Here is a 21,133-nt window from a genome sequence, read left to right on the forward strand (position 1 = left end):
CCAGAATCTTGCCGCAGAGGGACTCTGGAGTTGCTTCGTCGCAAGAGCTCCTCGCAACGACGGAAGATGAGGAGGCACCCCGCCCACGCACCCACGATGCCATTCTGCCAATGTTTTGCCCGACGGAGCAAGCCGTTTCGGTAAAGCCGATATTTCCTGAGGTTTCTCAACCTCATCTCTACTGTGCATGGGGTTGTTTTCGCACTTTTCGGTTTGACCTCGCCGCGCGCGGCGGAACCCGCTCCGCCTCCTGCGGGTTCTATCCCTGTCGCCCCGGCGCCGCGCCGGACAGATCAAGGGGGGAATGACACCTGCATGCAGTGGAGCCTGCTCCGACCGGTCGGCCTTGTCCCCGCGGCGCTTGTCCTCACCACCATTGCGGCGAGTGCCGAGGGCGGTAAATCGGCCGGCCCGTCCGAATTCCTCCTGGTAACGCAGATCGTGTTGCTGATCGCAGTCGGCCGTGGTCTCGGCGAGATCATGCAGCGCATCGGCCAGCCCTCGGTGATGGGCGAACTGCTCGCCGGTATCATCCTGGGGCCGTCGCTGTTCGGCTGGATCTGGCCGGAGGCGCAAGCCGCGATTTTTCCCAAGACGCCCGAACAGAAGGCGATGATCGACGGCATCGCCCAGTTCGGCATTCTGCTGCTGCTGCTGCTGACCGGCATGGAGACCGACCTCAAGCTGGTCCGGAAGGTCGGCAGGGCGGCGATCGCGATCTCGATTGCCGGCATCCTCGTGCCCTTCGCCTGCGGCTTTGCGCTCGGCGAATTCCTCCCCGATGCGCTGCTGCCCGATCCGCAAGCGCGCCTCGTCGCCTCACTGTTCATGGGCACGGCGCTGTCGATCTCGTCTGTGAAGATCGTCGCCGTGGTCGTACGCGAGATGAATTTCATGCGCCGCAATGTCGGGCAGATCATCGTCGCGACCGCCGTCATCGACGACACCATCGGCTGGATCATCATCGCCGTTATCTTCAGCCTGGCCTCGCACGGCACGCTTGACGTCGGCTCCGTGGCGAAAGCCGTGCTGGGGACGCTCGTCTTCCTGGCCGTCAGCTTCACCATCGGCCGCCGCCTGGTGTTCCAGCTGATCCGTTGGGCCAACGACAATCTCGTCAGCGCAGCCGCGGTCATCACCGTGATCCTGCTGTTGATGAGCGTCATGGCGATGATCACGCATCTGATCGGGGTGCACACCGTGTTGGGTGCCTTCGTCGCCGGCATCCTGGTCGGGGAGTCCCCGATCCTGACCCGGCAGATCGACGAGCGCCTTCGCGGCCTGATCTCGAGCTTCTTCATGCCAGTGTTCTTCGGCCTCGCCGGGCTCAGCGCCGATCTCTCGGTCCTTCGCGACCCCAATCTGCTGATGCTCACCGGCCTGCTGGTCGTGATCGCCAGCGTCGGCAAGTTCGGCGGCGCGTTCGTCGGCGGCACCGTGGGCGGGCTGAATGCGAGGGAATCGCTGGCGCTCGCCAGCGGCATGAACGCGCGCGGCTCGACCGAGGTCATCATCGCGACCATCGGCCTCTCCATCGGCGTGCTCAGCCAGAACCTGTTCACGATGATCGTGACCATGGCGATCCTGACCACGATGGCGATGCCGCCGATGCTGCGCGCGGCGCTGGCAAAGCTGCCGATGAACGAGGAGGAGAGGGAACGGCTGGAGCGGGAAGAATTCGAGAAACGCGGCTTCATCGCCAATCTCGAACGTCCCTTGCTCGCCGTTGACGACAGCGTCAACGCCACTTTCGCCGCGCACGTCGCGGGCCTGATCGCCGGCATGCGCGGCCTGCCGATCACCGTGCTGCACATCGGCGAGCGCGCCAAGGAAAAGGACAAGGGCGAGGACGAGAGCCACGAAGCCGTGGTGAAGAAGGCCGCCGAAACCGTCTCCGCCAGTGGTGACGGCAATGCCGGCAGCGTCGATGTCGTTACCCGGGCCAGGCGCGCGGAGCTGGCCGAAACCATTGCTGACGAAGCACGCAAGGGCTTTGATCTCCTCGTCGTCGGCATCGACAAGGTCGCTGCCGCCAAGGATCGCTTCAATCGGAAGATCGAGGACATCGCCGCCGAGTTCGAGGGGCCGCTCGCGATCGTGGCAGCCAAGGGCAAGCACCTGAAGCAGCCGATACCCGACGCCCTCAACATCCTCGTTCCGGTTTCCGGCAGCGGCGTCTCCAAGCGCGGCGCCGAGGTCGCGGTGGCGCTGGCGCAGGCCGGCTCAGGCTCGCTCCGCGTGATCTATGTGGCGACGACGCGCGACAAGGGCGCGCAGCGGGGCACCTCCCGCGGATTGAGCCAGGAGACCGGCATCCTCAAGGACACCAGCGATCTCGCCGCCCGCTACGACGTCGACATCACCACGACGCTGCGCGTGAACCGGGCGCCGGAGGCGGCGATCCTGCGCGAGATCGACACCACCGACGTCGACCTCGTGGTCATGGGCGTCGACCGGATCGAGGCCAATCATCTCTCCTTCGGTGGCGTCGCCGCCGCCGTGCTGAGGCAGTCGAAGGCCTCGGTGCTGCTGGTGTCGAGCGGCGAGGCGCGCCAGGCGCCGGCGGAGCAGGCTTAGTGGCGTGACTGGAGCCGCGCGGACGGTGCCCTCCCTCTCCCGAAAGGGTCGGGGAGAGGGCTTTCTCCTCATCGGGACACTCCCCAAGAGGAGAGAGCCCTCACCCGCCGCGCTCCGCGCGCCGACCTCTCCCGCAAGCGGGAGAGGTTGCAGCGAGTCCGGAGCCTCGCCGGTGCACCCCAACGGCTCTTAAGGCTTCGCTTCCGCCGCCGCTTTCACCTTCACCATCTTCTTCGACGCCCGCCAGTTCTCGAAGCGCTGCACCACCACGAAGAAGGCCGGCACGAACAACACCGCGAGGCAGGTCGAGGCCAGCATACCCGAAAACACGGTGACGCCGATGGACTTGCGCGCGCTGGCGCCGGCGCCGGTGGCCAGCACCAGTGGCACCACGCCGAGGATGAAGGCGAACGACGTCATCAGGATCGGACGGAAGCGGGCGCGCGCGGCCTCGATCGCGGAGTCCAGGATCGGCTTGCCGTCGCGGCCGTGCAGTTCGAGCCCGACCTCGACGATCAGGATGGCGTTCTTGGCCGAGAGCGCGATCAGGAGGATCAGGCCGATCTGGCAATAGAGATTGTTGTCGATCTTGAGGGCGGAAAGGATCAGCATCGGCCCGAGCAGCGACAGCGGCACGGCGAGGATCACCGAGATCGGCGCGTACCAGCTCTCATACTGCCCGGCGAGCACGAGATAGACCAGCAGCATGGCGAGGCCGAACACCCAATAGATCTGGTTGGAGACCGCCTTCTCCTGATAGGACATCGCGGTCCATTCGTAGCCGGTGCCCGGCGGCAGCGTCTTGTCCGCGATCTCCCCCATCAGCTTCAGCGACTGGCCGGAGGAATAGCCCTGCGCCGGCAGGCCGATCACGGTCGAGGACGGATAGAGATTGTAGAGGCTGATCAGCGACGGGCCGGTGGCCGGCGTGATCTTGGCGACGGTGCCGATCGGGATCATGTCGCCGTTCGAGTTGCGGACCTGCATGTTGGCGATATCGCGCTCGGTGACACGGAATGCCGGATCGGCCTGGGTGTAGACCTGGAACACGCGGCCGAACTTGTTGAACTGGTTGACGTAGGACGACCCCAGATAGGCCGATAGCGCCGAGAACACCTGATCGGTGGTCACATGCAGCGTCTGGGTCTTGACGCGGTCGATCTCGACGTTGAATTGCGGCACCGAGGAGCGGAACGAGGACTGCACGCGCTGCAACGCGCTCTGACTCTGGCCGTTACTGACCATCGCTCCGGTGATCGCTTGCAGCTTGGCGAAATCGCTATTGCCATCGCGCAGCTCGACCTGCATCGAGAAGCCGGCGGCGTTGCCGATGCCCTGGATCGGCGGCGGCGGCAAGACGATGGTGCGCGCCTCCATGATAGTCGCGAGCTTGTCGTTGAGCCCGTACACCAGCGAGCGCAAATCCTCTCCGGGTCCCTTGCGCGCCTCCCAATCCTTCAGGATGATGTAGGCGACGCCGGCATTGGCGAGGCTGGCGCTGTTGTCGAGCGCGGAGATGCCGGCGATGGTGATGACCTGCTGGACGCCGGGCGTGTCCTTGATCAGCTCGCTGGCTCTGTCGAGCACGGCTTGGGTCCGCTCCAGCGCGGCGCCGTCGGGCAGCTGCACGGCCGCGATCAGATAGCCCTGGTCCTCGATCGGCAGGAAGCCGGTCGGCACTCGCGACAGGCCGTAGCCGCCGATCCCGATCAGGACCAGCGCCACCGCGACCGAGACGGTGGCGTGTCTGACCAGCAAGCCGATCAAGCGGGTGTAGCCGCGTTCGAGCCTGTTATAGACGGCATTGAAGCCGCGGTAGAAGAAGTTGCGCTGTTCCGGCGGCACCGCCGGCCGCAGCCAGAGCGCACACTGCGTCGGCTTCAGCGTCGCCGCGTTGATGGCGGATAGAAGGGCGGTCGCAGCGATCACCAGCGCGAATTGCGAATAGATGCGCCCGGTCAGCCCCGCGAGGAACGAGGCCGGCAGAAACACCGAGATCAGCACCAGGGTGATGCCGACGATCGGCGCGAACAGTTGATCCATCGCCTTGATCGCGGCGTCGTGGCCGTTCATGCCCTGCTCGATGTTGTGGGCGGCGCCTTCGACCACGACGATGGCATCGTCGACGACGATGCCGATCGCGAGCACGATCGCAAACAGCGTCGACATGTTGATGGTGAAGCCGAGCGCCGCCATCGCAGCGAATGCGCCGATGATGGTCACCGGCACGGTGGTCGCCGGAACCAGCATCGCGCGCCAATCCTGCAAGAACACCAGGATCACGACCAGCACGAGCAAGCCGGCCTCGATCAGCGTCATATAGACCTCGTGCACCGAGGCCTCCACGAACTTGGTGGTGTCGAACGGCGTGTCGTACTTGATGCCTTCCGGGAAGCGCTTGGCGAGCTCCGCCATCTTCTTCTCGACCGCCTGCTCGACCTGGAGCGCGTTGGCGCCGGGCGACTGGAATACGCCGATGCCGACTGCCGGCTGCTTGTTGAGCGAGAAGATCTGGCTATAGGTCTGCGCGCCCAATTCGACCCAGCCGACGTCGCGGACGCGCGTGACGTCGCCGCTGCTGCCCGTCTTGACGATGATGTTCTCGAACTGGCTGGTATCGTCCAGCCGTCCGTTGACGTTGAGCGTGTATTGGAACGCCTGGCCCGGCGGCGTCGGCGGCGAGCCGACCTGGCCGGCGGAGACCTGCTGGCTCTGCTGCTGGATCGCCTGGATGACGTCCTGCGGTACGAGGCCACGGACCTGCAGCTTGTTCGGATCGAGCCAGACCCGCATCGAATATTGGCCTGCGCCGAACACTGTGACGTTGCCGACGCCCGGCAGGCGCGAGAGCTCGTCGCGAATGTTGATGGTGGCGTAGTTGCTCAAATACAGGCTGTCGTACGTCGCGTCGGGCGAGGTCAGGGTCACGAACAGCAGGATCGAGGTCGACCGCTTCTGCACGGTGACGCCCTGGTTCTGCACCGCCTGCGGCAGTTGCGACAGCGCGCTGGAGACGCGGTTCTGCACCAGCACCTGCGCGAAATTGAGGTCAGTGCCGATCTTGAATGTGACAGTCAGCGTATAAGTGCCGTCGGAGCCGCTGTAGGACTGCATGTACAGCATGTCCTCGACGCCGTTGACCTGCTGCTCGATCGGCAGCGCTACGGTGTCGATCACGGTCTTGGCGCTGGCGCCGGGATAGCGGGTGGTGACCTGCACCGTCGGCGGCACCACGTCGGGATATTGCGCGATCGCGAGGTTGAACAGCGCGACGCCGCCGATCAGGATCATCAGAAGCGCGATGACGTTCGAGAGGACCGGCCGCTCGATGAAGAACTTTGAGATCATGGCTGGCGGCCCCTCACTTGCAGAACTTACTTGGCAGATATTACTTGGCAGACGCCTGCGGCTGCTCGATCTTCGTTGTTTGCGGGTCGATCTTCTGACCCGGAATCACCCGCAGCAGCCCTGCGATGACCACGCGGTCCTCCGGCTTCAGGCCGCTCTCGATCACGCGCAGGCCATTGTCGACGGGACCGATCTGCACCTTGCGCTGCTCGACGACGTTGTCGCTGTTGACCACCAGCAGATAGCGGCCACCCTGGTCGCTCCCGAGCGCGGTGTCGGGAACGAGCAGCGCGGTCTTCTCCTGATCGAAGGGCACGCGAACGCGGACGAAATAGCCGGGCAACAGCACCCGCTTGTCATTGGGGACGAGGCCGCGCACCGCCAGCGTGCCCGTCGATTGGTTGAGGGTCGGCGAGACGTAGTCGAGATGGCCTTCATGCGGATAGCCGGTCTCGGTCTGGAGGCCGAGCTGGATCGGAAACTGCTTGAGGTCGGCCGGCGTCAGTCCCCGGCGAGCCGCCTCGGCGCGGATGCGCAGTACGTCCTGCTCGTTGACGGTGAAGTTCACGTAGATCGGGTCCATCGCGACGATGGTCGCGAGCTGGGTCGGGGAGGACACGCCGACGAGCTCGCCGATCGAGACCATGTGGGCGCTGACGACGCCGTCGAACGGCGCGGTCACCTTGGTGTAGCCGTAATTGACCTCGGCAATTCGGGTGTTGGCCTGCGCCTGCTGGAGACTGGCCTGCGCGTTGTCGCGGTTGGACGTTGAGGTGTCGAGTGTCGCCTGCGAGACCGCTTGGCGCTGCACCAGCTCGGCCTGCCGCCTGTAGTCGGCTTCCGCCTGCCGGAGCGAGGCCTGCGCGCCGGCTTCGGCCGCCTGCGCCTGCTCGAGCTTGAGCTTGTAGGTCTCCGGCTCGATGGTGAAGAGCTGGGTGCCCTGCTTGACGAAGGTGCCGTCTTGATAGTCGATCGATTGCAGAAAACCTTGCACGCGCGCGACGAGATCGACGCTCTTGATCGGCGCGGTGTTGCCGGTCGCCTCGATATAGCGCGTTATGGCGCGCTGCACGGGCGTTGCCACGTCCACCTTGGGCGGCGGTGGGGCCACGAACGTGTTCTTGTCCTCGCAGCCGGCGAGCAGCACAACGGCGCTTGCCGTTGCCAAGGCCCGCGCGACGTGTCTCCACCCTTCGTTACGTCGTGCGGGAGATGCGGGATTCGCGCGCGTCATTCGGTGGCCCCCGATTGCTGCCTGTCGGTGCGGCAGGCTACCAACAAATGCCCTGCCGTGGAACACCATAGCCATGGCAGTCAAAGGCCTTGCGCTGCAAACGGTGGCATGCCCTTTGACAGGTTTGTCATGACAAACGGTGACGGCCGTCGCCGTGCCGTTTGGCCAGAGCCAGGCCTTGGCGTTCGTCACCAATTCATGACGGAGGCCACGACGAACGGCACAGTGCGCAAGGCCTATGACAACAATGGCTTGAAGGATGCGCCGATCCGGACGGAATAGTCTCAGCTTTGGTTTGCAGACGATCCGGCTAGATCGCGGTCGCAGCCGCAGCCGTCCCGCGCGCATGCCACGCTGAAAGCACCGCACTTTCCTCATCGGAGCTGAGACCGACCACCGGCCCGTTGCTGGCGCGCAGCCAATGAAGCGTATCGCGCGCCGTGACGGCGAGCGGCCGTGCGGTCAACCCGGCCGCGCGCGCCGGCGAGGTGTCGCGCGTCATGAAGCCGGCGAAGTCGGGCAGGGGCAACCACAGCGGCAGCGAGCGCGGACCGGCCCAGCGCCGCACGTCATGCGCTTCCAGAAAGGCGCGATCGACCCAGGTGAAGGTGCAGGACGCGTCCAGCGCTGAGGCGCATTCGGCCAGGAATTCGCCGCGCGTGCGCACCGGTCCGATCCCGTCATAGATGCCGATGAGACGAACCTCTGCCGCGTGTACGATCCATTGCGCGAGGTCGCGCACGTCGATGAACTGAATAGCGTCCTCCGGCGATCCAGGCGCCAGCACCTCGCCGCCGCGCGCGAGCCGTGCCGGCCAATAGGCGAACCGTCCGGTCGGGTCCTCCGGCCCGGCGATGAGGCCGGCCCGGCAGATGAAGGCATCGTTGCCGACCGCTTGTTCGCAGGCGACCTTGGCCGCGCCATAGATGGCGTCGGTGGTGTGCTCGATCTCCGCCGCAATGGGCTCGCGCAGCGGCGCCTTGTCGGCGCGTTGTCCCGGTACGCGATTGTCCGCATAGACGCTGATCGTCGAAACGAAGGTCCAATGCACGCCGGGCCGCTTCAGCGCTGCGACGCCGCGGCGGACCTGGCCGGGATGACGCGAGACCTCGACGATTGCATCGAACGTCTCGCCGGTCAGTGGCGCAAGACCCTCCGCGACGTCGCGATCGATCCGGATGAGGCGCGCGCCGGGAGCGATTGGGCCGGCAAGACCGCGGGCCGCGCAGCTCACGTCATGGCCGGCAGCGCAAGCATGGTTCGCAATCGCCCGGCCCAGAAACTGGCTGCCGCCGAGAATGAGAATGCGCATGGATCGGTCCGAACGCCGATGAGATCGAGATACTACAACGTTGGGTAGCGGTTGCAACCGAACCCTCAGCGCGCCCTGATCTCGGCATATTTCGCCATGGCCCGCTCGAACTTCCGATTGAACAGCCACATCGCAGCGAGAATCTCGCGGAAGCTGGCCGAGCTTCGCGATCGATCGGCCTGCCCGAACGCGAAGATGCTGTTGTTGCGCAGGTGCTTCATGACCGTTGGACTGGACACCCGGTAATTCAGGAGATCCCCCGACTTGAGCGCGGATCTGGTCGGGGTGGGCACGATCTGGATCAGCTCGAACAGCTTCATCTGGTCGATCGGGTCGGGCAGCGTCTTCACGATTCCCGGAATCTCCTGGAACAGATCGGCATGCGCGTTCATCAGGCCGTTGCGCACATTGGTCCAGTGATTGAAGCGGTGATCGGTGCCGCGGGCGCGCGCCTCCTCCTTGTCGTCCCGCGCGCTCAGTTCGGGATCGATCGCTGCGATCGCGCCCTTGAGGGCTTCCCATTTCCTGCGGCCGTTGCGGTCCTCGGAGGGGCCGGTCTGGAAGCTGCCCATGTAGGTGTTCGAGCGCGCATTGCGGACATTCTGCTTGCCGTTGGTCTCGGCGAAGAACAGGCCGAGGCTGATGCGCCCCGCGACTTGCGCGTGTTCAGGTGCAAGCCCCTTGGCGCGCGCGATCGCGAAGGCGAGATCGGCGACGTCCTTGAACGGCGTCGGCGAGTTTTGCGCTCCGGCGGGCGGTGCCTCCATGATGTCGAACAGCCTCGAATATTCGTCGATCAGCGGCTCGAGATCTGCATCGAAATAGGCCGGAGGAATTTCGAGCTTGTTGGGCTTTCCGATTCTGGACGGAATGGCGTCGGTGAGATCCTTGTAGGTGCTGATGACGGCGATGCGCGCCAGGTACAGCGCCTGGCCCGGCAGGTTCGGCAGCGGCTGCTTCGCCTCGATCTGGCGCCGCCGCTCGGCCAGGATGGATTTGAAATCGGCCAACGCCCGCTCGTAGGCGGCGAGCGCCTCGGATTGCCGGGACGTGAGCACGCCCTGCTGTCCGCTGGCGGGTGCCGTGACAAGGAAGGCGAGCGCCGCAAGCGCTCCGGCGGCAAGACGTCTGAACTCCATGGCCGGTTCCTGTCAATTCGTTGGCCAGGAAGATCGTAAGCATCGGACGCGCGAGCTGGCGAGCTGCAAATCTCGCTCGGCCCCGATTCTTCCTCTCACGCCGCGCGATAGTCCGGCGCCGCGCCAGGAACTTGGTATAGGCATCCGCATCCGGCGGCGAGAGGCGCCCCTTGAGCCCGCCGCGCTTCTGGTTCTTCGCGCCGATGTCGGCCATCAGCTCGTCGAAATGACGGTAGTGATAGGGCGCGACGCACAGGCCGCCATAGACGCCCGCGGCCGGCCGTTCGACACGCTTGAAGTGCAGCATCATCTCGATGTTGTCGCGCATCTGCGCTGCCGTCGGTTGTTTGGCGAGCTGCCCGTCCGCATAGCGCACCAGCCAGTTGGCGGCGAGATCGGCGCAGAGTACGGTGCAGAACGACGAGTTGAAGCCAACGAAGCCGAGCTCGGGCAGGTCGGGGTTTGCGATCAAACGATAGAGCCGGTACTGCCCGTCGGCATCGACCAGTTTCTGCTGATAGGCCGCGGGCAGGAACGGCACGCCGAGCTTGTAGCCGATCGCGAGCACGGTGATATCGGCTGCAACGCGCTCGCCGCCGCTCATCACGATGCTGTCGCCGTCAAAATGATCGAACGTGCCGAACACCGCCTTGATGCGGCCGTCGGTGACCATCGGATAGAAGCCCGGCGTTGCGATCGGCACCGAGCAGTTGACGCCGTCGCCTTTGCGGCGGCCAGGGCCGGAGACACCGGCGCCGATCACGGAGACATGCTTGGGGCTGACCATGGGATTACTCGCAACCAATGTGTTTCGCGCGCAAGCGGCAACGATTGGCCGCAAGGCGCGGCCGCCGGAGCTGCAAGCTGATGAAAGTGGATGGGACGCGGACGCCTAGTCGTTGGCCTCGGGCGGCAGGAAATCCACCTCGTGCAGCGCCGAGATACGCACCACTTCGGCAGGGTCGGTCAGATTGTGCAACTGGTTGAAGAGCGCCTCCAGCTTCTGCATCGGCGAGACCCAGAACAACGCGCGGCAGGGCTTGTCGGACTTGTTGAAATAGCCGTGCGGGATGCCGCGGGGCATGCGCACGAGATCGCCGGCGTGGGCCTTGACCCATTGGCCGTCGAGCTTGAGGTCGAGCGTGCCTTCCTGCACCAGGATGAATTCGTCCTGGGTTGGATGGATGTGCACCGGCACGAACTGGCCGGGATCGCTGTTGGTTTCGAATGCGAAGGTGGAGTCGGTGACGGCTTTGGGGAAATAGACCTGACCAAGGATGTTCCAGCTCTTGCCGCCATAGCCCGTGCCGTTTGCGGTAATGCCCTTTTCGAGTGCAGTCATGCTCGCCTCCTGATGGATTCCGGCCGGGATGGAGCTTCGGCCACTCGTAGCGGCCTGTCTATGCGCCAAACGAAACTGCACGCGCCTATTGCCGTGCAGCACGACGGTTTTTCGGAATGCCCTTTTCGCCTCTGCGTAACTATTATAGGCTTAAAGCAATCCGTGACGCGAAGCGCGGATTACCAGCCGTCTCGCCGGCGATATCGCGAAGTGTCGCCCGGCCATTTCGTTCAGGTCTGGGGCGAGGAATGGTCCGTCTGAGTCTTCACGAATTCACGTGCACGAAATCCCGCAGCAGCGGATAGATCTCATTGTTCCAGCGCTTGCCCGAGAACACGCCGTAATGGCCGACGCCGGCCTGCATGTGGTGGACACGGCGGTAGGCGCGTACGCCGGTGCAGAGCTCCTGCGCGGCGAGCGTCTGGCCGATCGAGCAGATGTCGTCCTTCTCGCCCTCGACCGTCATCAGCCCCATGCGGCTGATGGCCTTGGTATTCACCGGGCGTCCCCGATGCATCAGTTTGCCCTGCGGCAAGAGGTGCTCCTGGAACACGTCGCGCACGGTCTCGATGTAGAATTCCGCAGGAAGGTCCATCACGGCGAAGTATTCATCATAGAAGGTCTTGATGCTGGCGGCCTTCTGCTTCTCGCCCTTGGCGATGTGATTGGCGAGGTCCAGATGCTGCTTGATGTGGCGCTCCAGATTCATCGCGACGAAGGCGGTGAGCTGTACGAATCCGGGATAGACTTTGCGCAAGGCGCCGCGGCACTGCACCGGCACGTAATTGATCAGGTTGCGCTCGAACCACTCGATCGGCTTGCTCTTGGCGAATTCGTTGACCCTGGTCGGCTGGATGCGGGTGTCGATCGGTCCGGCCATCAGCGTCAGCGTCGCCGGCCGCGAGGGGTGGTTGTCCTCGCACATGATCGCGGCGGCTGCGAGCGCCGAGACCGATGGCTGACAGATCGCCACCATGTGGGGGCGCGGGCCAAGCTGGCCGAGGAATTCGATGAGATGCTCGGTATAGTCGTCGAGCCCGAAGCGGCCTTTGCTGCGCGGAATGTTGCGCGGATTGTGCCAGTCCGTGATGTAGACGTCGTGGTCCTGGAGCAGCGTCTTCACAGTGCCGCGCAGCAATGTCGCGAAGTGGCCCGACATCGGCGCCACCAGCAGCATGCGCGGCTGCTCGCCCACGCCGTCCTTGCGAAAGTGCAGCAGCGAGCCGAACGGCGTCGCGCAGGCGATCTCCTCGGTGACGGGAATTTCCCGATTGCCAACCATCACGCTGTCGATGCCGTAGGCCGGCCGATCATAGGTGAGGGTGGAGCGCGAGATCAGCTCGAGCGCCGCCGAGAGCCGGCCGATCACCTGATCCGACGCGCCCTGCGGCACCAGGTTGAGGAATTTGAGCGCGGACGAGGCTCCCGCCCGCCATGGCGCGGTCAGGTCCATATGGTTCTGGAAGGCCTGATAATACATCGACATCATACTGAAACGCCCACCTGACCCCTTGCCATTATGCAATATCGAAGCCAAGCGGGAGCTGGACCGCCCGAAAAACTGGCACATCGCTTGCTCTTCATTTTCAAGGAAGCACGGCTCATGGGCACGCCCGCGGGCCGGGCGGGTGTCGAGATCAGGCGTAGGGAAGGGCCAAATGGCGAAGGCGACACTGACCATCAGCAGCAAGAACTACTCGTCCTGGTCGCTGCGTGGCTGGCTGCTGGCGAAATTTTCCGGGCTCGATTTCGAGGAGATCGTCACCGCGCCGGATGATCCATCCGCGCGCGCGGAAATCCTGCTGCTGTCGTCATCGATCCTGGTGCCGTGCTTGCGGCACGAGGGCGCCGTGGTCTGGGATACGCTGGCGATCGCCGAATATCTCAACGAGGTGATGCCGGACGCCGGGCTGTTGCCGGCCGACCGCATTCAGCGCGCACATTGCCGCTCGATCTCAGGCGAAATCCATTCCGGCTTCGCCACGCTGCGGGCCTCGCTGCCGGTCAATTTGAAAGGACACTTTCCCGGCTTCAAGATCTGGTCGCGCGCGCAGGCCGACGTCGACCGCGTCTGCTTCATCTGGCGCGACTGCCTGGAGACATCGGGCGGCCCCTTCCTGTTCGGCGAGCGGCGCACCATGGCGGATGCGATGTACGCCCCCGTGGTGACGCGCTTCATGACGTATGACGTCAAGCTCGCGACGCCGCTGAAGGCCTATGCCGACACCATCATGGCCATGCCGGAGATGCAGGAATGGATCGCGGCGGCGCGGGCAGAGCCGGCCGAGATCGAGGAGCTCGAGGTCGAATATTAGGCAGGTCTCGCGCTGTCTTGCCTGTTCCGGCGGCTGGGGACCGTCGCCCGGCAGGCACGCGGCTTGCCCCACCATGTCCCTGACGCGGTTAACTTTTGCCGCCGATAGCCGGCCCAAATCCAATCTTGCCCTGCGCAGATCTTGTGCGCGCGAACCGGCCGGCTCGCGACATCTAGCCGTGAACAGGTGCGTACGGGGCGCTACGGCCGATTCGGACGTGATTCGTTCGGGCCGCGTTCCGAAGGTTAAGGCGAAGCGCGGCCCCGTCGCATTTTGAAACACGGATCGCCGTCAGGCGGCCCCGCGCTGCTTCATGCGGGGCAGGCGCCAGCCGATGACGGTTGCTTCGACCGCGATGCCGGCCTCGTGGTTCTGCCAGCGTCCCTCCACATAGCGGCAGGCGAACGGCAGCTGATACGTTCCGCTGTGATCCTCGCACAGCACTTCGAGTGGCAGGCCAGCTGGTGGTTCTCCGGCGCCGTCGAATTCCGCCAGACGTCTATCGCGCGTTGCCATTCCAAAAATCTCCCCTAAACAAAGCCGCGGAAAGAACGCCCACTTCTTTCCGCGTGCCGATCATCGTTCCCCGTACGAGGGAACGGGCGCAAGCTCAACGCGAGAATGCGGTACGAGTGTGGTAGCCTCACGCGACTGCGCGCAAACGGCGCACATTGCCGTGATCGATTTGACGAGGAACCTTCATGCTGCTTCGAAGCGCCGGCGTTTGTTTCGCAATGTTGCTGCTCGCCACACTGGCGCCGCTGCCGCTGCACGCGCAGGACGTGCCCGGCATCGAGATCTGCACGGTCGAGAAGACCATGGAACGGCGCACGAGCTGCCTCCAGAGCAATGTCGACTTCCTCCAGAAGACCATCACCAAGCTCAGCCTCGATCATCAGCAGAGGCTGGATGCGGCCAATCGCCAGATCGACGCGTTGAAGACGAACCTCGCCGGCTTGCAGAAGACGCTCGCCGATCTCCAGGCTGCGCAAGCCAAGACCGCCGACGATCTGAAGAAGAAGCAGGATGCGCCGGCGGCGAAGGACGCCGCGAAATAGGCGCGGCGATCAGATGACGCGATAACGCTCCATCACGCCGCGATCCGGCTCGTAGCCAAGTCCAGGGCCGCTCGGCACTGCGACATGACCGGTCGCATCGACAACGGCGCGGCCGCCCCAGAGGCAGGCCTCGCGTTTCAGATAGAACATCTCGACGAGCCCGTCCTCGCGCGTCGCCAGCAGATGCAGCGTCGCGAGCAGGCCCGGACCGAAATAGGGGGAGTGCGGGACGATCTTGACGCCGAGCTGATCGGCCAGCGCCGCCACCTTCACAAATTCCGTGATGCCGCCGACCTTGATCACCGAGGGCTGGGCGTGGCTCACCGCGCCCGCATTCATCATCTGGCGGAATTGATATTCCGTGCAGGCATTCTCGCCGGCGGCGATATTCAGCCCGCCCTTGCTGCGAACGTCGGCGAGCGCAGCAAAATCCTCCGGCGGCCATACCGGCTCCTCCAGAAACATGGGTCTTGCGTCTGCACATGATTTCGCGAACGCAATCGCCTGCTCGCTCGTCAGCGGGCAGTTCATGTCGACCATCAGCGGAATGCTGGGCCCGATCGCCTCGCGTGCGGCGAACACGGCGGGTAGCGTGGTCTCGTGCAGCTTGATGGCGCCATAGCCGAGCGCCAGCGCCTTCCTGCATTCGCTAGCGATGGCCTCGGGCGATCCGATCCGTAAGAGGCTCGCATAGGCCGGGATGGCCGTGCGTCTGGTTTCGCCGAGCAGGCGGTGGACCGGCACGCCCTCGATCTTCGCGGCAAGGTCCCACAGCGCGATATCGAGCCCGGAGATCGCGAACATGGTGATGCCGTAGCGGCCGAACAGATGCAGATTGCGCTGGATATGCTCCATGACCCCAGGGATGCCGGCCGCATCAGGCACCTTCAGCCCGCGCGCCTGCTGTGAAATCATCTCCTCGACGGCGCTGCGCGTGGTGCGGGGGCAGACATAGGCGAAGGCATCGCCCCAGCCGGTCAGCCCGGCATCGGTCGTGACCTCGACCAGCACCATGTCGAGGGCTGTGATTGCGGAAGCGCCCTGGCGGAAGCTGGCGACACCGGCGTCATAGGGGATGCGGATATGGTGCGCCCGCACATCGGTGATTTCCATGACGCGGTTCCTCCGTGCTTTCTCGTGAGCGGTTTCAGGCAGTGTAGCCACGAACGCGAGGGCGTTGCCAGTGGCCATTCCCGGACTATCCTCATGCGAGGACAGCAACGCCGATCAAGCGAAGCGGGCATGACCGGCGCATCATCGCCGCGTTTCGAACGAGGGCCTGAATCGCCATGAATCCAGCCCAGCGCGCGCTCTGGTATGTCGAGAGCCATCTGGCCGAGCCGATGACGCTCGACGAGATCGCGGAGATATCCGGCGTGTCGCGGTTCCACGTCGTGCGTGCGTTTGCTGCAGCCACCGGGCTTCCGGTGATGCGTTACGTGCGCGCGCGACGGCTGACGGAAGCTGCGCGCAGTCTTGCCAACGGTGCGCCGGACATCCTCTCACTGGCGCTGGAGGCGGATTACGGCTCGCATGAAGCATTCACCCGCGCGTTCCGCGACCAGTTCGGCACCACGCCCGAAGCGGTGAGGGCGGCAACATGCGTCAGCCACCTCAAGCTCCAGGAGCCGATCCTCATGGACTCCACCATGCTCGACCATCTCAAAGCCCCGCGTTTCGAGACCGCAAAGGCCTTCCTGGTCGCGGGTCCTGCCGAACGCATCTCCTGCGACAATGGCGCCATCATCCCCGGCCTGTGGCACCGTTTTCACCAGGAGGTCGCCGACATTCCCGCCCGCGTTGGTAATGTCGCCTACGGCGTTTGCTGCAATGGCGATGATGCCGGCAATTTCGACTACATCGCCGGCGTCGAGGTCGCCGATTTCTCGGACCTGCCGCGTCGCTTCGGCCGCATCCGCATCCCCGAGCAGCGCTACGCGGTCTTCACCCACACCGACCACGTCGCCTCGATCCGGCGCACGGTCAACACGATCTGGAATCAGTGGCTGCCGGCATCCGGCCTCAAAGCCGCAGACGCGCCGTCCTTCGAGCGCTACGATGAGGCGTTCGATCCTGCAACCGGAAATGGCGGCTTCGAGATCTGGGTGCCGGTGAAGGCGTAGGGCTTCCGCAACGCTGGCATACCATCCCGCTTGCTTGGCAAGCGCCGGTGACTTTGTCATAACCGCCGGCAAATCTTGCGTGTGGGGCCCGTGCCGGACATCCCGTGCAAGTCATAACAAGCAGCCGGGAGGGTCCCAACATGTCCAACGTCCGCGTTCTCGCCACCGACCTCGAATTTCCAGAAGGGCCGGTCGTGATGCCGGATGGTTCGGTCGTCCTGGTAGAGATCCGCGGCCAGCGCCTGACCCGCGTTCATGCCGATGGCCGCAAGGAGATCGTCGCGAAGGTGCCGGGCGGCCCAAATGGTGCTGCGCTGGGTCCCGACGGCAAGATCTACATCTGCAACAATGGCGGCTTCTCCTGGATCCCGACCCGCAACATGATCATGCCGGGCCCGCAGCCCGACGACTATCTCGGCGGCTCGATCCAGCGCGTCGATCTGCAATCCGGCAAGGTCGAGACCGTCATGACCAAATGCGGCGAGCACGATCTGCGCGGGCCCAATGATCTGGTGTTCGACAAGCAGGGCGGCCTGTGGTTCTCCGATCTCGGCAAGCGCCGCGCGCGCGAAATGGATGTCGGCGGCATGTATTACCTCAAGCCCGGCATGAAGGAGATCGTGGAAGCCGTGCACGGCGTGTTGCCGGCCAACGGCATCGGCCTATCGCCGGACGAGAACACCGTCTACATCGCGGAGACGCCGACGGCTCGGCTCTGGGCCTATGAGCTCTCGGCGCCGGGCACGCTCAAGCCGCGCGAGGTGATCTATCGCGGCGAACGGGGCAAGCCGATCTGCGGCCTGGGCGGCTACCAGATGTTCGACTCGCTCGCGGTGGAAGCCAATGGCAATGTCTGCGTCGCCACCCTCGTCTCCGGCTGCATCTCGGTGATCGCGCCCGACGGCACCCTGGTGGAGCAGGTGCCGACCGGCGACCGCGTCACCACCAACATCGCCTTCGGCGGCCCCGAGCTGAAGACCGCCTACATCACGCTATCGGGCAAGGGCGAACTGATCGCCATGGACTGGCCGCGCGGCGGTTTGCCGTTGAATTTTTTGAACAAGTGAATGTATCTGTGCCGATACATCCGTCGTCATTCCGGGATGCGTGCGCCAGCACGCAGGCCCGGAATCCATCGGGCCTCAGAGTTTGTGGTTGAATGGATTCCGGGCTCGCGACTTCGTCGCGCCCCGGAATGACGGCGGTCATTGTGGAGTGAGAAATGCCCTGGCCCGATCCCATCACCCTGCGTGGACAGCACGCCCGTCTCGAGCCGCTGTCGCATCAGCATCTCGAGGGGCTGGTCGAGGCCGTCAAGGACGGCGAGCTGTCGAAGCTCTGGTACACCGCGATCCCGCTGCCCGAGAACATGGGCAAGGAGATCGACCGCCGCTTGGGGCTGCAGGCCGCGGGCTCGATGCTGCCGTTCACCGTGTTCGACGCCGCCGGCAGGATCGTCGGCATGACGACCTACATGAACATCGACGCCGCCAACCGCCGCGTCGAGATCGGCTCGACCTGGTATGGCAAGAGCGCGCAGCGCGGCCCGCTCAACACGCAATGCAAGCTCCTGCTGCTGCGGCACGCCTTCGAAACCCTGAACTGCATCGCGGTCGAGTTCCGCACGCATTTCTTCAACCACCAGAGCCGCCGCGCCATCGAGCGCCTGGGGGCCAAGCAGGACGGCATCCTGCGCAGCCATCAGGTCGCGCCGAACGGCAGCTTGCGCGACACCGTGGTCTACAGCATCACCGCGGCCGAATGGCCGACCGTACAGGCGCATCTCGAATTTCAACTCAACGACAAGCCGCGCTAGTTATGATGTACACTGGTCTTGCGGTGCGCTCGATCACCTCTCCCCGCCGGAGAAGTGATCGCGAGCGCCGCTGCACTTTACCCAATTTCACGACACCCTAGGGCGGCTGAGGCACCATGGACAGATTTGATTATGTAATCGTCGGCGCGGGTTCCGCCGGTTGCGTGCTCACCAGCCGGCTCAGCGAAGACCCCAACACCAGCGTCTGCGTGCTGGAGGCAGGTCCTTCCGACTGGCATCCCTACATCCATTTGCCGGCGGGCTTCATCAAGACCTTCCACATGAAGAGCATCAACTGGGCCTACCAGCAGGAGCCGGGGCCCTGGACCGGCGGGCGCAGCATCTACGCGCCGCGCGGCAAGACGCTCGGCGGCTCGTCCTCGATCAACGGCCACATCTACAATCGCGGCCAGCGCATGGATTTCGACACCTGGGCGCAAATGGGCAATCGCGGCTGGGGCTATGCCGACGTGCTGCCGTACTTCCGCCGCCTGGAGAAACGCGTCGGCGAGGGTGAGGACACCTATCGCGGCCGCGAGGGCGGTCTCACCGTCACCACCATGGATTGGCGCGATCCGCTCTGCGAAGCCTTCATGGAAGGCGCAGTGTCGCTCGGGATCCCCCGCAATCCCGATTACAACGGCAAGACCCAGGAGGGCGTCTCCTACTGCCAGCGCACCATCAACAAGGGTTTGCGCGTTTCCGCCGCGACCGCATTCCTCAAGCCCGCGATGAAGCGGCCCAACGTGCATGTGCACACCCATGCGCACGCCACCGAAATTATCTTCGAAGGCAAGCGCGCCGTCGGCGTGCGGTATATGAAGGGTGGCCGCGGCGGCACGCCGGTCGAGGTGCGCGCCAACAAGGAAGTGATCCTCTCGGGCGGCGCCTATAATTCGCCGCAGCTGCTGCAGCTCTCCGGCATCGGCTCGCCCGATCTGTTGCAGGCCCACGGCATCAAAGTGCGCCACGCGCTCCCCGTCGGCGAGGGCCTCCAGGACCATTACGCCCCGCGCACGGTCGCGCGCGTCAAGGACATCAAGACCATCAACGAGCTTCGCCGCGGCTGGCGGCTCTGGGTCGAAGCAGCGAAATGGGCGACGGCACGCCGCGGCCTGCTCTCGCTGTCGCCGACCATGGTCTATTGCTTCTGGCATTCCGGAGAGACCGCAGAGAGCTCCGATCTCCAGCTTACCTTCACGCCGGCCTCCTACAAGGAAGGCGTGCAGGGCCAGCTCGAGGACGAGCCCGGCATGACGGTCGCCTCTTGGCAGCAGCGCCCGGAAAGCCGCGGCTATGTGCGCATCCGCTCCAGTGATCCGTTCGCGCCGCCGATCATCCAGACCAATTATCTTGACGCCGAGCTCGACCGCCGCGTCATCGTCGCCGGCATGAAGCTCGCGCGCAGACTTCTCAAGTCCGCGCCGCTGTCGCCTTATTACGCCTACGAAGATTTCCCCGGCCCCAACGTCAACACCGACGAGGAATTTTTGCACGCCGCCACCCAGCGCGGCACCACCACTTTCCACCCCGGCTGCACTTGCCGCATGGGTCCGGCGGATTCCACCTGGGCGGTGGTCGATGACCAGCTCCGCGTCCACGGTCTCGAAGGCCTGCGCGTCATCGATGCCTCGGTCATGCCGCGCATGATCTCGGCGAACCTCAACGCCTCCACCATGATGATCGCCGACCGTGCCTCGGACCTGATCCGCGGCAAGCAGCCGATGGAAGCCGCGCGGATACCGGAGGCGGCGGTCGCCTAGGAAGGTCCCGTGCCCCGACGCAGCGCGGCGCTCTCTAGGCGATGCGAAGCATCGTCCGGGAGCGGTGCGTTGCAGAGCCGGGGGCCCATCTCACCACCGATCTCAACGCGGCTCCGGGGTCCCGCTCTGCGCAGCAGCGTCGCACGCTGCAGCGCGTCCGGGACACGTGTTCGTTGCAACTCGCTACGTCGGGCAAAACACCCTGCGGCGCTGTCAATCCCTCCCCGCAAAAATATTCCACTTTACCGAAATTCGGAATTGCGGCATAAGTCGAGACAGCCCGGCCCGATGATGAGGGGCGTCTCGCCTGTCGTTCGAAACGCGGGCCGGGTTGCGGTGGACGCGGCAGCGTCGGCACGCGAGGTCAAGGGCAGGGCGGATTGCTCTCCGTGAGCCCGAGGCCGCGTGCGGACGAGCGGCGCTGTCAGGTTCGTCTCGCCAGCATTCTTCCGGCAACGTCGACAACGCCGGAGGATCATGCGGCGAAAAGCGGGCCGTGCGTACGGCAAAACCGTGTGGTCCTGGCCGTCGTTGCTACGGTCAAGCCCTGGCGAATGCGGCATGCGCGTCAACCGGCGCGGTGTCGGCGACTTTCGCTGGGGTGAGGGAGGCCAGAAGGAATTCGGCTCCCGGGAGAGCGCGGCATAAGCCGTCCAACCACTGCGCAGGGAAGGCCGTGTGTTCGGCTTCACCTGTATGCCGCTGTGCAGTTTTTCTGCGTGTGCCTTCGCACAGCGGACCGTGGGTGCCAGCCGGCATCCGGCCTTCCCTGCGCCCTCTCGGCTTTGAGGGTGGAGCGACGAAGCGAAGCTTGGGCGAACGCGCCGCGAGGCGGCGGACGTGTGTCTGCAACGCAAATGCGAATTGGAGAACGACGCCGATGCCGCTTGCTCCGTCATTGCGAGCGCAGCGAAGCAAATCCAGACTGCCTCAACGGAAAGATTCTGGATTGCTTCGCTGCGCTCGCAAGGACGATGGGGAGGCAGTGGTGCGTCATACTGTACGCGCGTGCCCCGGACGCAGCGCAGCGCTTCTTCAGCGATGCGCTGCTGAGCCAGGGCCCATGTCTGCGTATTGCACCGTGTCCCCTCTGGGTCCCGGCTCTG

15 protein-coding genes and 2 pseudogenes are annotated in these 21,133 nt (G+C 64.7%); 8 read left to right on the forward strand and 9 right to left on the reverse strand.

Features of this window, described 5'->3' with window-relative positions:
• Positions 1–315: 315 nt before the first annotated feature.
• Entirely contained in the window at positions 316–2,577 is a 2,262-nt protein-coding gene (locus IVB12_RS04385) for a cation:proton antiporter (protein ID WP_247295999.1), read from the forward strand.
• 189 nt (positions 2,578–2,766) lie between these two features.
• On the opposite strand, the gene IVB12_RS04390 is transcribed toward IVB12_RS04385, so the two are convergent.
• The gene (locus tag IVB12_RS04390) at positions 2,767–5,925 is read right to left on the reverse strand and encodes a multidrug efflux RND transporter permease subunit (RefSeq protein ID WP_247296001.1); all 3,159 of its coding nucleotides are present in this window, start codon (positions 5,923–5,925) and stop codon (positions 2,767–2,769) included.
• Between the two features lie 40 nt (positions 5,926–5,965).
• Positions 5,966–7,159, reverse strand: coding sequence for an efflux RND transporter periplasmic adaptor subunit (locus tag IVB12_RS04395; RefSeq protein ID WP_247296003.1), 1,194 nt, complete (start codon positions 7,157–7,159; stop codon positions 5,966–5,968).
• Positions 7,160–7,292: 133 nt separating this feature from the next.
• Between IVB12_RS04395 and IVB12_RS04400 the strand changes: the two are divergent.
• A pseudogene (locus IVB12_RS04400) lies at positions 7,293–7,441 on the forward strand (amino acid ABC transporter substrate-binding protein); the annotation flags it as partial.
• A 28-nt stretch (positions 7,442–7,469) separates the two neighbouring features.
• Here the strand turns inward: IVB12_RS04400 and IVB12_RS04405 are convergent.
• The 5 genes and pseudogenes from IVB12_RS04405 to phaZ form a co-directional block, all read right to left on the reverse strand.
• Positions 7,470–8,471, reverse strand: a complete 1,002-nt coding sequence (locus IVB12_RS04405; RefSeq protein WP_247296005.1) for an NAD-dependent epimerase/dehydratase family protein — start codon at positions 8,469–8,471, stop codon at positions 7,470–7,472.
• 65 nt (positions 8,472–8,536) lie between these two features.
• Positions 8,537–9,610 carry a hypothetical protein gene (locus tag IVB12_RS04410; protein ID WP_247296008.1) on the reverse strand — a complete coding sequence of 358 codons (1,074 nt, stop codon included), beginning with the start codon at positions 9,608–9,610 and terminating at the stop codon, positions 8,537–8,539.
• Between the two features lie 95 nt (positions 9,611–9,705).
• Positions 9,706–10,331: pseudogene (locus tag IVB12_RS04415) on the reverse strand (monooxygenase); the annotation flags it as partial.
• 171 nt (positions 10,332–10,502) lie between these two features.
• Positions 10,503–10,952, reverse strand: coding sequence for a cupin domain-containing protein (locus IVB12_RS04420; protein WP_024339447.1), 450 nt, complete (start codon positions 10,950–10,952; stop codon positions 10,503–10,505).
• A 265-nt stretch (positions 10,953–11,217) separates the two neighbouring features.
• The gene (gene phaZ, locus IVB12_RS04425; protein WP_247296011.1) at positions 11,218–12,441 is read right to left on the reverse strand and encodes a polyhydroxyalkanoate depolymerase; all 1,224 of its coding nucleotides are present in this window, start codon (positions 12,439–12,441) and stop codon (positions 11,218–11,220) included.
• A gap of 169 nt (positions 12,442–12,610) precedes the next feature.
• On the opposite strand from phaZ, the gene IVB12_RS04430 reads away from it, so the two are divergent.
• Positions 12,611–13,267 (forward strand): glutathione S-transferase family protein, encoded by a 657-nt coding sequence (locus tag IVB12_RS04430; RefSeq protein ID WP_247296013.1) that lies wholly within the window; start codon positions 12,611–12,613, stop codon positions 13,265–13,267.
• A gap of 291 nt (positions 13,268–13,558) precedes the next feature.
• Here IVB12_RS04430 and IVB12_RS04435 read toward each other — a convergent pair whose 3' ends face one another.
• On the reverse strand, positions 13,559–13,783 hold the full coding sequence (locus IVB12_RS04435; RefSeq protein ID WP_247278387.1) for a hypothetical protein: 225 nt from the start codon (positions 13,781–13,783) through the stop codon (positions 13,559–13,561).
• A 185-nt stretch (positions 13,784–13,968) separates the two neighbouring features.
• Between IVB12_RS04435 and IVB12_RS04440 the strand changes: the two genes are divergently transcribed.
• A complete protein-coding gene (locus IVB12_RS04440; RefSeq protein ID WP_247296016.1) occupies positions 13,969–14,325 on the forward strand; it encodes a hypothetical protein in 357 nt (118 codons plus the stop codon).
• Between the two features lie 9 nt (positions 14,326–14,334).
• Here IVB12_RS04440 and IVB12_RS04445 read toward each other — a convergent pair whose 3' ends face one another.
• Positions 14,335–15,438 carry a mandelate racemase/muconate lactonizing enzyme family protein gene (locus tag IVB12_RS04445; protein WP_247296018.1) on the reverse strand — a complete coding sequence of 368 codons (1,104 nt, stop codon included), beginning with the start codon at positions 15,436–15,438 and terminating at the stop codon, positions 14,335–14,337.
• 176 nt (positions 15,439–15,614) lie between these two features.
• Between IVB12_RS04445 and IVB12_RS04450 the strand changes: the two genes are divergently transcribed.
• The 4 genes from IVB12_RS04450 to IVB12_RS04465 all read left to right on the forward strand — a co-directional run bounded on the left by IVB12_RS04450 (position 15,615) and on the right by IVB12_RS04465 (position 20,027).
• Complete coding sequence (locus IVB12_RS04450; protein WP_247296019.1) at positions 15,615–16,448, forward strand: AraC family transcriptional regulator; 834 nt, start codon at positions 15,615–15,617, stop codon at positions 16,446–16,448.
• A gap of 140 nt (positions 16,449–16,588) precedes the next feature.
• Complete coding sequence (locus IVB12_RS04455) at positions 16,589–17,515, forward strand: SMP-30/gluconolactonase/LRE family protein (RefSeq protein WP_247296021.1); 927 nt, start codon at positions 16,589–16,591, stop codon at positions 17,513–17,515.
• 155 nt (positions 17,516–17,670) lie between these two features.
• Positions 17,671–18,264, forward strand: a complete 594-nt coding sequence (locus tag IVB12_RS04460) for a GNAT family protein (protein ID WP_247296023.1) — start codon at positions 17,671–17,673, stop codon at positions 18,262–18,264.
• A 116-nt stretch (positions 18,265–18,380) separates the two neighbouring features.
• Positions 18,381–20,027, forward strand: coding sequence for a GMC family oxidoreductase N-terminal domain-containing protein (locus IVB12_RS04465; protein WP_247296025.1), 1,647 nt, complete (start codon positions 18,381–18,383; stop codon positions 20,025–20,027).
• The last annotated feature ends 1,106 nt before the right edge of the window (positions 20,028–21,133 follow it).

Origin of the sequence: Bradyrhizobium sp. 179, from assembly GCF_023073535.1 — a bacterium.
In the GTDB taxonomy this organism is placed as follows: domain Bacteria; phylum Pseudomonadota; class Alphaproteobacteria; order Rhizobiales; family Xanthobacteraceae; genus Bradyrhizobium.